10 protein-coding genes and 1 pseudogene are annotated in these 10,923 nt (G+C 57.7%); 5 read left to right on the top strand and 6 right to left on the bottom strand.

Translation table 11 applies throughout. The annotated features are described in order from the left end of the window. From ABIZ35_RS02285 to metH, 6 genes and pseudogenes are all read right to left on the bottom strand, one after another. Nucleotides 1-274, bottom strand: a pseudogene (locus ABIZ35_RS02285) (NADH-quinone oxidoreductase subunit D); the annotation flags it as partial. Between the two features lie 21 nt (nt 275-295). After that, the gene (locus ABIZ35_RS02280) at nt 296-898 is read right to left on the bottom strand and encodes an NADH-quinone oxidoreductase subunit C (protein ID WP_348218250.1); all 603 of its coding nucleotides are present in this window, start codon (nt 896-898) and stop codon (nt 296-298) included. 15 nt (nt 899-913) lie between these two features. Beyond that, nucleotides 914-1,387 carry an NADH-quinone oxidoreductase subunit B family protein gene (locus tag ABIZ35_RS02275; RefSeq protein ID WP_348218249.1) on the bottom strand — a complete coding sequence of 158 codons (474 nt, stop codon included), beginning with the start codon at nt 1,385-1,387 and terminating at the stop codon, nt 914-916. Next, nucleotides 1,378-1,797, bottom strand: a complete 420-nt coding sequence (locus ABIZ35_RS02270) for an NADH-quinone oxidoreductase subunit A (protein WP_348218248.1) — start codon at nt 1,795-1,797, stop codon at nt 1,378-1,380. The genes ABIZ35_RS02275 and ABIZ35_RS02270 overlap by 10 nt, the downstream gene beginning before the upstream one ends. Before the next feature lie 114 nt (nt 1,798-1,911). Further along, nucleotides 1,912-2,394, bottom strand: coding sequence for a bifunctional nuclease family protein (locus tag ABIZ35_RS02265; RefSeq protein ID WP_348218247.1), 483 nt, complete (start codon nt 2,392-2,394; stop codon nt 1,912-1,914). 12 nt (nt 2,395-2,406) lie between these two features. Beyond that, nucleotides 2,407-6,090, bottom strand: a complete 3,684-nt coding sequence (gene metH, locus ABIZ35_RS02260) for a methionine synthase (protein ID WP_348218246.1) — start codon at nt 6,088-6,090, stop codon at nt 2,407-2,409. 252 nt (nt 6,091-6,342) lie between these two features. On the opposite strand from metH, the gene ABIZ35_RS02255 reads away from it, so the two are divergent. The 5 genes from ABIZ35_RS02255 to ABIZ35_RS02235 all read left to right on the top strand — a co-directional run bounded on the left by ABIZ35_RS02255 (nt 6,343) and on the right by ABIZ35_RS02235 (nt 10,676). Then, complete coding sequence (locus ABIZ35_RS02255; protein ID WP_348218245.1) at nt 6,343-6,756, top strand: GntR family transcriptional regulator; 414 nt, start codon at nt 6,343-6,345, stop codon at nt 6,754-6,756. 21 nt (nt 6,757-6,777) lie between these two features. Further along, entirely contained in the window at nt 6,778-7,704 is a 927-nt protein-coding gene (locus ABIZ35_RS02250; protein ID WP_348218244.1) for an ABC transporter permease, read from the top strand. Nucleotides 7,705-7,762: 58 nt separating this feature from the next. Then, nucleotides 7,763-8,740, top strand: a complete 978-nt coding sequence (locus ABIZ35_RS02245) for an ABC transporter ATP-binding protein (protein WP_348218243.1) — start codon at nt 7,763-7,765, stop codon at nt 8,738-8,740. Then, the gene (locus tag ABIZ35_RS02240; protein ID WP_348218242.1) at nt 8,737-9,579 is read left to right on the top strand and encodes a hypothetical protein; all 843 of its coding nucleotides are present in this window, start codon (nt 8,737-8,739) and stop codon (nt 9,577-9,579) included. Before ABIZ35_RS02245 ends, ABIZ35_RS02240 begins: the two co-directional genes overlap by 4 nt. 98 nt (nt 9,580-9,677) lie before the next feature. Continuing rightward, complete coding sequence (locus tag ABIZ35_RS02235; RefSeq protein WP_348218241.1) at nt 9,678-10,676, top strand: ROK family protein; 999 nt, start codon at nt 9,678-9,680, stop codon at nt 10,674-10,676. The last annotated feature ends 247 nt before the right edge of the window (nt 10,677-10,923 follow it).

Raw genomic sequence — 10,923 nt, 5'->3', positions numbered from 1 at the left:
GGTCGGTGTAGGGCGCGAACTGCGCGTATGTCCGGTTTTCGGCGATCTTTTCGATTCCTCGATGAAGGTAGCCGATGACGCAGTCGGTGCCGGTGACAGTTTCGCCATTGAGTTTGAGCACCACGCGCAGGACGCCGTGCGTCGAGGGGTGCTGCGGGCCCATGTTGACGATCATCAGATCCCGGTCTTCGTCCTGGATCCGCTGAACATCAACGCCCGCGCCGAGCTTCGCCTCGATCGCCCGTTCCTTCAAATCGCGCTCAGTTGTCGCCATATTGAAATTCTTTCTAAGTGATTAACGGCCGCGCACGTTGTAAGTAAATTCGACTTCTTCGCCGCCCAGCGGGTAATCCTTGCGCAGCGGATTCCCCACCCAATCGTCCGGCATCAGAATGCGGCGCAGGTCCGAGTGGTTGTTGAAGGTGATCCCGAACATGTCGAACACTTCGCGCTCGCTCCAGTTGGCGTTCGGCCAGACGGATTCGACGGTGTCGATCGTCGGATCGTCTTCGGTCACCTGGGCCTTCAGACGCAGCCGCTCGAAGGTCGCCAGCGAATACAAATTGTAAATCACCTCGAAGCGCGGCTCTTCTTCGGTCTTGTTGACCTTGAGCAGGTCCACACATGTCAGGTCCGAAAGATAGTTGTAAGCCGTTTCCTGATCGTCGCGCAGCGCCTTCGCAATCGCCACGATCTTGTCTTTCTTGACCGTAATCGTCTTTTCGCCGCGGAACAAGCGCGAGGAAACGATCTCTCCGGCGAACTGCGCTTCCACCAGGCGCAGCTCCGGGCTATCGTCGGCGCTGAGCGCTTCGAACTCGGCGGGACGCTTCGTCTGGATCTCGCGGAGCTCCAGGTCGGTGGGCGTCAGGCCCAAACGGACATTAAAATCTACCATAACGTGTATCCTAGACTAGCGGCGATCGCTGAAGTGCTCGCGCTGGATCTTCTTTTGAAGCTGATTGATTCCGTAGATCAGCGCGTCGGGGTTCGGCGGGCATCCCGGAACATAGATGTCCACGGGGACGATCTGATCGACGCCCTGGAGAATCGCGTAGTTGTTGAACACGCCGCCGCAGGAAGCGCAGTCGCCCATCGAGATGACCCACTTGGGCTCAGGCATCTGATCGTAGATCTGGCGCAGGACGGGAGCCATCTTCTTGGAGACTCGGCCGGCGACGATCATCAGGTCGGCCTGGCGGGGGGAAGCGCGGAAGGCCTCACTGCCGAAGCGCGCGAGGTCGTATCGTGAATTGGTCGAGCCCATCATTTCGATGGCGCAGCAGGCCAATCCGAACGTGGCGGGCCAAACGGAATTACTGCGGGCCCAGTTGACGGCCTTGTTCAAAGGCACGGTCAGGAAACCGACGTTTTGTTCTACTCCCATTCGAAAGCGCCCTTCTTCCACACGTAAATATAACCGACAAAAAGGAGAACGATAAAGACGAGCATCTCCACCAAACTGAAGACCTGTGGGGCGTGCGCCAGATGGCTATACGTGACCGCCCAGGGGTACAGAAAGACGGTTTCGATGTCGAAGATGATGAACAGCATCGCGATCAAGTAAAACTTGACAGGAAATCGTTCGCGGGCCGAGCCCACCGGATCGACGCCGCATTCGTAGGATGACAGCTTCGCGGCGGACGGCTTTTTCGGTCCAAGGATCCAGGAAAGTCCGACCAATACCCCCGCCAACAGGAAGGCGACCACCAGAAGGATCAGAAGCGGGAGGAACTCCCCGACGGAATGAAGGTTCGGCGTTATCTCGCCAAACGCGGCGGTTGTTGTGGGCGGCATCGTCGCTTTTCCTCTCAAAATGAGCTATGTGAATTATGTCACAATCTCAAACTCTTTGTCAATGGCGAGTGTACGAGATATGTGGACGCTTGGTTCCCGCGTGGGCGCTGGGTTTTAAGAAGCGCGTGGTTGTGTATTTTCACACTCTACAGGACCCTCCTGGGACCATTGCGTCTCCAAGTCTTTATAAGTTGCAACTCCTGCCGCCAGCACTTCATCGGCAACATAGATTGGACATTTAGCGCGCAGTGCAAGATTTAAAGCGTCACTGGGTCGCATTTCAACCGTAATCGTTTTGTCGCCGCTCGCCAAGTACACGGATGAGTGGTAGACCTCATTTTTAATCGCATGCAGAAAAATATGCTGGACAATACCGCCAAGCCCTTCAATACACGCCACCATCGCATCATGTGTCAGCGGTCGGAGCAAGCATCGTTCGTGGAACGCATAGTTCATAGACTGCATTTCAGGCCATCCTACAAAGATCGCAAATGATTGCCCGTTCGTGTTGCGCAGGAGCACATAATGTTGGTCAGGAGCCCCTTTGGTCGGATAGATAAATAAGCCCTCTATTTCAACAAGAATTTTGGCAGTCATAAGCATCTCCGTTTACTCAGGATCGTAATTCAAATTAGGCGAAAGCCAGTACTCCGCCGTTTTCAGATCCCAGCCCTTGCGCCGCGCGTAATCCTCGACTTGGTCCTTGCCGATCTTCCCCACCCCAAAGTATTTCGCTTCGGGATGCGCAAGGTACCAGCCGTTGACTGACGCCGTGGGGTACTTCGCCATGCTCTCCGTCAACGTGATACCCGTATTTTCTTCAACCGCCAGCAATTCGAACATCGTTTTCGATTCCGTGTGGTCCGGACAGGCGGGATAGCCCGGCGCAGGGCGGATTCCTCGGTAGCGTTCGCGGATCAAATCCTCGTTGGTCAGGTTCTCACCAAACCCGAAGCCCCAGTCTTTGCGGGCCTGGGCGTGCAGGTATTCGGCGAAGGCTTCGGCGAGGCGGTCGGCGAGGGCCTTGACCATGATCGCATTGTAATCGTCTAAGTCGCGTTCGTACTGGGCGACGATGGGTTCGATACCTAATCCCGTTGTCACGGCGAAGGCGCCCATATAATCGGCAAGCCCAGACTCGCGCGGCGCGATATAGTCGGACAGCGACTTGTTCGGCTCGCCGCTCGTCTTGGGCGTCTGCTGGCGCAGCGCATGGATCGTTGTCAGGACTTCGGTGCGCGTGTCGTCGGCGTAAAGCTCAATGTCCTCGCCAACGCTGTTCGCGGGGAAGAAGCCGTAGACGCCATTTGCCTTCAGTTCGCCATCCTTGAGCAGCTTTCGCAGTATTTCCTGGCCATCCTCGAACAACTCTTTGGCGCGCTCACCGACAATTTCATCCTCGAAGATCGCCGGATACTTGCCGTGCAGCTCCCAGGCGATGAAGAATGGGCCCCAGTCGATGAAGGGGACGAGTTCGGACAAGGGAACGTCTTTAAGCACACGAACGCCGAGGAACTCAGGCTTCGCAATGTCGCCGTCCGACCAGACAATGCGCGTACGATTGGCCTTCGCCGTCTCAAATGGCAGCGTGTCTTTTTGGCTTCGCTTGTTGGCGAAGGTAATACGTGTTGCGGCCTGCTCAGCGCTGTTCTTTTCGACGAAGTTCGGACGCAGCTCGTCGCTGATCAGGCTACTCACCACGCCGACGGCGCGGGAGGCGTCGAGCACATGCACGATCGGGCCGTCGTACGCCTGGGCGATCTTCACCGCCGTATGCGTGCGGCTTGTCGTGGCGCCGCCGATCAGCAGGGGCTTTGTGAAGCCCCGGCGCTGCATCTCCTTCGCCACGTGGATCATTTCGTCCAGCGACGGCGTGATGAGGCCACTCAGGCCAATGATATCGACATTCTGTTCGATCGCCGCCGCGAGGATCTTGTCGGACGGAACCATGACGCCCATATCGATCACGTCATAGTTGTTGCACCCAAGCACGACGCCGACGATGTTCTTGCCGATATCATGCACATCGCCCTTCACCGTCGCCATGAGCACCTTGGCCTGCGCCTGCGTGTTGCCGGTCCGCAGCTTCTCCGCTTCCATGTAAGGCATGAGGACCGCAACCGCGCGCTTCATAACACGGGCGCTCTTGACGACTTGCGGCAGGAACATCTTGCCCGAGCCAAAAAGGTCGCCGACCACGTTCATGCCGGACATCAACGGCCCTTCGATGACCTCTAGCGGCTTGTCGTACTTCAGCCGCGCTTCTTCCGTGTCGGCTTCGATGTACTCGGTCACGCCCTTGACGAGCGCATAGGACAAGCGAGACTCGACGCTCTCGTTACGCCAAGCTTCGTCCTTGACGACGACTTTCCCCTTGACGCCCTTCAGTCCCTCGGCGAACTCCAGCAGACGCTCTGTGGAATCCGAACGCCGATTGAACAGCGCGTCCTCCACCAGCTCCAGCAAGTCCTTGGGGATCGCCTCGTAAACTTCGAGCATGCCGGCGTTGACAATGCCCATATCCAGACCGGCTTTGATCGCATGATACAAGAAGGCCGAATGGATCGCCTCTCGAACGACATTGTTCCCACGGAACGAGAACGAGAGGTTGCTGACACCACCGCTGACTTTGGCTAACGGCAAAGTCTCTTTGATGCGGCGTGTCGCATTAATGAAGTCGACCGCGTAATTGTTGTGCTCTTCGATGCCCGTGGCGATGGTCAAGATATTGGGGTCGAAGATAATATCCTGTGGCGGGAAACCGACCTCCTGGGTCAGAATATTATAGGCTCGGGTGCAAATCTCCACCTTGCGGTCTTCACTGTCTGCCTGCCCCACTTCGTCAAACGCCATCACAACCACGGCGGCGCCGTAGCGCTTGACGAGCCTCGCCTGCTCTTTGAACTTCTCTTCGCCTTCTTTCAAGCTGATCGAGTTGACGATCCCCTTGCCCGGCAGCGCCTTCAGGCCCGCCTCAATGACGGACCACTTAGAGCTGTCCACCATGATCGGGACTTTGTTGATGTTCGTTTCGCCCTGGATCAGTGTCAAAAAGGTCGTCATCGCCTTTTCGGAGTCCAGGAGCCCCTCGTCCATATTGATGTCGATGACCTGAGCGCCGTTGTCCACCTGCTGCTGCGCGACCGTGAGCGCCGCCTCATAATCGCCGGCCAGGATCAATTTGGCGAACTTAGGTGATCCCGTGACGTTTGTCCGCTCGCCGACATTGACGAACAGCGCGTCTTCGCCGACGTTGAATGCCTGCGTCCCGCTCAGTCTCATGTCCGGCGTCACCGTCGGCGGCACGCGCGGCGGCAAGCCCTCGACAGCCTTGGCGAACCCACGAATGAACTCCGGCGTCGTGCCGCAGCAGCCGCCGATGATGTTCAGCCATCCGTTCTCCGCCCACTCGCGGATCGACGGCGTCATCTGCGGCTCATCCAGGTCAAACCCAGTTTCGGCCAATGCATTCGGCAGCCCCGCATTGGGATAAATACTCACGAAGATCGGAGCGATGCGCGAAATCTCTTCCACGAACGGGCGGTAGACATCGGGGCCGAAGCCGCAGTTCAAACCGACGGACAGCAGGGGCGCATGAGCAATCGAGTTCCACATCGCTTCTAAGTTTTGGCCCGTCAGGTTTCCGCCACCAAGATCCGTAATGCTCAGAGACGCCATGACGGGGACAACGCGCTCGCCTTCATCGAATAAGCGCTGGATCGCAAAGAGCGCCGCCTTGAGATTGAGCGTGTCAAACGTCGTCTCGCACAGCAGCAGGTCCACGCCGGCGTCAATCAGCGCCTTCGCCTGTTCGTAATACGTCGCTTCAAAATCATCAAACGTAAACGAACGGAACGCCGGATTGTTGGAGTCTTCAATGACTGTCGCACTGCGCGTGCAGGGGCCGATCGCGCCGGCGACAAAACGTGGGCGCGACGGGTCCTTCGCCATGCACTTGTGAACGGCTCGCCGCGCGATATCGACCGCCAGTTCGTTCATCTCACGCACCAGCGGAACCATGTCGTAATCCGCCATGGAGATGGAGTTGGCGCCGAACGTATTGGTCTCAATGATGTCCGCGCCCGCGTCCAGGTACGCCGTGTGGATCTCCTCAATGATGTCGGGACGCACAAGCATCAATGCTTCATTGTTGTTCTTGAGATCCACCGGATGGTTCGCAAAACGATCGCCCCGGAAATCAGCTTCCTCGGGTTTGTACCGCTGAATCATCGTCCCCATGGCGCCGTCGATCACGAGGATACGTTTTTTTAGTTCTTCACGAATATCTGCCATAGCCGTTATTATAGCACATCACGATTCCCCTCTTGACAGACGGAGACAAGTATGTTATTGTACTAGTGCGCTAGTACAAAGAACAGCAAATTTTAGCTGGCGATTAAAATCGCGGCTAGAAGTGCACGATGTCCACCTCCGTGGACCCCAGAAAATACACGCAATCGCCAGGGTTCTGGAGTGCCCGGAGGGGCACATCGTGCTTTTCTAGCCGCGATTTTAATCGTCAGGCGTAAACAGCAAAACAAAGCCATGTATATTCGACTGGATCAATCCTCGGGATCGCCGCTCTATTTACAGATCGTCGATCAGGTCAAAAGCATGATCGCCGGCGGCGCCCTGCGCGCCGGCGACCGCCTGCCAACAGTTCGCGAGTTGGCCTCGGAGTTGGTGGTCAACCCGAACACGATCGCGCACGCCTACCAACATTTGGAGCGTGAGCGCGTGGTAGAGACCCGGCGCGGCCTCGGCAGCTTCGTAAGCGCCGCCGAACCAGTCCTCAGTCTGGACGCCCGTCGCGCCCGCGTCGCCGCCCTGCTCGACCGTGCGCTCGTGGAGGCGCATCATGTCGATCTGGACGCTGATGAGATACGCGCGCTTTTGGAAGAGCGGCTTTTAGAGATGGCGGACGCCGAACGCTCGGATGAGCTTGCTCCATCGAAGTAGAAGAGTGAGGAAACCATAAGAATGAAAACACTGATTTGGAAAGAATGGCGCGAGACGAGGATGATCCCGGCGGCGTTCTGTCTGCTCTTCCTCGCCATCAACCTGTTTCTGGTCACGATACAGTATCTCGCCGATCACATGCATGGCGCTCGGGTGACGCCTCCAGGGGGCATTTACACGGTGGATTCAGTCAAGCTGACAGGCGTGGCGTGCAGCCTTCTTGCGGCGGTGGTTTGCGGCGGGAGCATCGTATCCAGTGAGGCAAGCAAAGGGACAATGTCGTTCCTCACCAGCCTGCCCGTCCCCAAAAAGTCTCTGTGGCTTGTGAAAGCGGGAATCGGCTTCGCTGGCGCGGCGGCGGCGCTCCTGGGGATCCTGCTTCTGGGACTAGCGCTGATTTGGGTTAATTTCGGCTGGGACGCCATTGTAAACACGATTGGCAACACCCTCGTTCTGATGATAGAGCTGCCGATCTTGATGCTGTGCGCCTTTACCGCTGTCTACGCTGTTTCTTACGCGGTATCGTGCCTGAACAATCAAACATTCGCCAGCATAGTCTTTGCCATTCTGGCGTGCTTCGCAATTTTCGGCGCCGGTTTTGGAACGATAATTTTACTGGATGGGGTAGCGACGCAGAAACTGTCGGAATTTAATAATCACCTCATTACCCTTCACGAGTTTGATTATTATCTCGCGCTTAACGCCACACTTCACGATCCAGAATCGATGATCGTCGCCACATCGTTCGCACTGCTGACACTGACAGGCATTGCTCTGCACATCTCTCATGTGTCGTTTGGCGCCACAGAAGAGCCCCGGCGACGCTACCTCATCCCGCTTCGAATCGTTGGCAAATGGACAGCAGTGTATGCCTCCCTCGGGGCGGCGCTCTACGGGCTCTACATGGTCATTCTGTTTCACGTACAGCCCGCGCTGATGCGGCAATAACAACATTGACTTGACACGGAAGATTATTCACTGCCGCAGTATCTCGGAGGACCGTTTCATGCATCGCCAATCGCTCTCGCTCTCACACCCGATCGATCCGTCCAAAGGTGACGCCGGCCTTTTATCCCCGGCCATCGCAAGCACTCCAGACGCGCTTCGGATCCAGGGCCTTGCCAAATCGTTCGGCAAAACATCGGTCCTTAAGGATCTGGATCTCGACGTCCCGCGTGGATCGGTCTATGCGCTGCTCGGCCGCAACGGCGCCGGCAAGAGCACGCTGATCCAATTGATGCTCGGCATCTTGCAGCCGAGCGCCGGCCAGATCCGTGTCCTCGGCCTGGACCCGGCCCGCGACGGCGTGGAGCTGCGCCAGCGCGTCGGCTACATCCCCGAGCGGCTGCCGATGTACGATTGGATGACCGTGGAGGAGACCCTGCGCTTCGTCAGCCCCCACTACCGAAACTGGTCTCGCGAGGATGAAGCGCGTCTGGTGACGACGTTCCGTCTCGATCGGACTAAGAAGGTCCGAGAGCTATCCCGAGGTAACATCGCCCTGCTGGCCCTCGTGATCGCCATGGCGCACGATCCCGAGTTAGTCCTGCTCGACGAATGCACCTCCGGCATGGACGCCATCGCCCGCTCCGAGTTCGATCGCACCGTGATCGACGCACTGCATGGCTCGAACCGGACCGTGTTTTTCGCCAGTCACCAGATCCACGAGATCGAACGGCTCTGCGACTGGGTCGGCATCCTGCACGACGGCCGCCTGCTGCTCCAGGCCCCAGTCGATACGCTCAAGTCGTTGGTGAAGATGCTGCGTGTGACGGGGATAGACGAAGGTGAGAACACGCTCGCTCAATCGCCGAATGTGCTCCAGGCTCGGACCTCGGGCCGTGAATGGCTCATCACGGTTCAGGACTACGACGAGATGACGCCGCCCGTCAAGTTCTTCGGCGGAGTGGTGAAAGAGGCGATCGATCTCACTCTGGAAGAGATCTTTGTCGCACTCGTCGCGAAGGAGGAGGCGAGAATATGAAAGCATTGATTTGGAAAGAATGGCGTGAGACACGCCTGATACCTGCGGCAATCACAATTCTGTTTCTTGTGACCAATCTGTTATGGACCTTGATCGATATACGCGTTCGAGCGTTATACGGTCCTGCAAGCGGCTCTTATACTGGAAACACGACGCTGATTTCCGCAGGTATCGCAGTCCTTCTGGGCGGCGTCCTTTCGGCGTCGGGAGCGTTTTCCGGAGAAATCGGCGCCGGATCGCTTTCCTTTCTGACGATGCTGCCCATCTCACGAGGGCGCATTTGGGTCTCAAAAGTCATCGCTGGACTGATGAGCGTGTTCCTCTCCTGTCTTGGCGTCGGCGCCGCCGGAGCCGCGATATTCGCCGGTCATGTTGGTCTCCTCAAAGATGCGGCAACCTATGCGCCGGCAGCCGTGAATGACTATTTGTTTGCGCTTCAGGACCCTCATATTATTATTTTCCCAATGGGTATTGTTCTGCTCGCAGCGATCGGATGCTTTGGAGTATCGCTCATGGTCTCGCTATTAGTGGACCGAACGCTGATCAGCTCGGTCATCTCGATTATTGCATGCGTTGGAATCCCATTTTTGGTTGTGTGTGCGATGAGTGCAGCCCCGCTTCTCTTCTCAGGTTCGACAGGTTTTGCCGGACAAGCGGGTCTTACCGTGCTTGGGCTGGTTATTCCTGTGTTTTACGCCGCTTCTTATTACATCTTTGCGAATGGAGAAACACTGCGCTCTTCCAAACGTTATTTCCTGATGGGACAAGCACTTGCCTGCTGGATGGCGCTCAACGTCGTCATCTTTGCGGGATGTTATGCGCTGCGGAATATCGTGTAAGGAATTGCCTGGGTTCGCAACCGCCGCTTGACATCGCCCCTCCCAGACAGCCATACTGAAAGCAAAATTTCGTGGGCGTTCGAAGGAGAAATGGGCGAATGGCAGTATCTGCGCAAGAAAAGCCGTATGTGATCGGCGTGGACCTCGGCGGCACCAATGTCCGCGCGGCGGTGATAAAGCGTGAGACGGAAGAGATTGTGGGACGCGGGGATAATCTGCCTTCGTACGCCATGGATGGAGTGGCGCAGACATGTGGTCAGATTGTTCTGGCGGCGGAGAACGCGCTGGAGAAGGCGGGCGTTTCTCGCGATCAGGTGCTGGGCGTCGGAGTCGCCGTTCCCGGACACGTGAAGGCAAAGGAAGGGATGGTGCTGTGGGCGCCGAACTTCAAGGATCAATGGAAAGGCGTACAGATTTCGCAGCCAGTGCAGGACGCGCTGAACCTGCCGGTCTTCCTGGGCAATGACGCGAACCTCGCCGCGCTCGGCGAGTACGCCTTTGGCGCGGGACGCGGCGTTCGTCACCTGATTATGATTACGCTGGGCACGGGCATCGGCGGCGGCATCATCATCGACGGCAAGCTGCTGGAAGGCGCGGACGGCGGCGCCGGCGAAGTCGGCCATGTAATCGTCAACGCCGGCGGACGGGGCGGCAACACCTCGTTCGGCGCCATTGAAGGCGAGGCGCAGATCAGCGCGATCGTCGAGCGCGCCGCGCGCAAGATCCAGGAAGGCCGCAAGACAGTCCTGGGAACCCTGGTCGATTTCGACCGCTTCCTGCTCACCCCCGCGATCATCGCGCAGGCCGCCGGCGCCGGTGACGAAGTCGCGATTGAAGTCTTTGAGGAGACGGGCTATTATCTCGGCGTCACCCTCGCTAGCCTGATCAACCTGTTCAACCCCCAAATGATCGTCATCGGCGGCGGCGTCGCCCAGGCCGGCGAACTGATCCTCGATCCGATCCGCCGCACCACGTACGCCTGCGCCATTCGTTCGCTCTCACGCAGCTGCACTATCGTTCCCGCAGAGCTCGGCGACAACGCCGGCATCCTCGGCGGCGCGGCCCTGGTGCTCCAGCAATTGGGCGGAGCGGAGTAGGCGGCTTCCCTGCGCCGTCCCTATTCCCCCGGCGCTAAAGCGCTTTCCCCTTTTTCCCAGCAAGCCGCTTCGCGGGGGAAAAGGGGTGCTAGTAATTATCAACCCTGCTCGCTCGACAAGTAGGTGTCAGAGAGTATCTGCGTTCGCAAATTACATCCTTCCGGTCCTGTGACGAGTGAATGGACGGCAGTGATTTGCTCCCCTTTTACCCTGCGAAGCAGCTTGTTGGGAAAAAGGGGAAAGCGCT

The organism is Capsulimonas sp. (assembly GCF_039929585.1).
In the GTDB taxonomy this organism is placed as follows: domain Bacteria; phylum Armatimonadota; class Armatimonadia; order Armatimonadales; family Capsulimonadaceae; genus Capsulimonas.
The sequence above is the reverse complement of the archived record's forward strand: the minus strand, read 5'-3'. Positions and strand labels throughout refer to the sequence as shown.

Excerpts from the sequence above, each read along its gene's own strand:
- ABIZ35_RS02280 (WP_348218250.1), bottom strand. The coding sequence starts at position 898 with ATGGTAGATTTTAATGTCCGTTTGGGCCTGACGCCCACCGACCTGGAG.
- ABIZ35_RS02275 (WP_348218249.1), bottom strand. The coding sequence starts at position 1,387 with ATGGGAGTAGAACAAAACGTCGGTTTCCTGACCGTGCCTTTGAACAAG.
- ABIZ35_RS02270 (WP_348218248.1), bottom strand. The coding sequence starts at position 1,797 with ATGCCGCCCACAACAACCGCCGCGTTTGGCGAGATAACGCCGAACCTT.
- ABIZ35_RS02265 (WP_348218247.1), bottom strand. The coding sequence starts at position 2,394 with ATGACTGCCAAAATTCTTGTTGAAATAGAGGGCTTATTTATCTATCCG.
- metH (WP_348218246.1), bottom strand. The coding sequence starts at position 6,090 with ATGGCAGATATTCGTGAAGAACTAAAAAAACGTATCCTCGTGATCGAC.
- ABIZ35_RS02255 (WP_348218245.1), top strand. The coding sequence starts at position 6,343 with ATGTATATTCGACTGGATCAATCCTCGGGATCGCCGCTCTATTTACAG.
- ABIZ35_RS02250 (WP_348218244.1), top strand. The coding sequence starts at position 6,778 with ATGAAAACACTGATTTGGAAAGAATGGCGCGAGACGAGGATGATCCCG.
- ABIZ35_RS02245 (WP_348218243.1), top strand. The coding sequence starts at position 7,763 with ATGCATCGCCAATCGCTCTCGCTCTCACACCCGATCGATCCGTCCAAA.
- ABIZ35_RS02240 (WP_348218242.1), top strand. The coding sequence starts at position 8,737 with ATGAAAGCATTGATTTGGAAAGAATGGCGTGAGACACGCCTGATACCT.
- ABIZ35_RS02235 (WP_348218241.1), top strand. The coding sequence starts at position 9,678 with ATGGCAGTATCTGCGCAAGAAAAGCCGTATGTGATCGGCGTGGACCTC.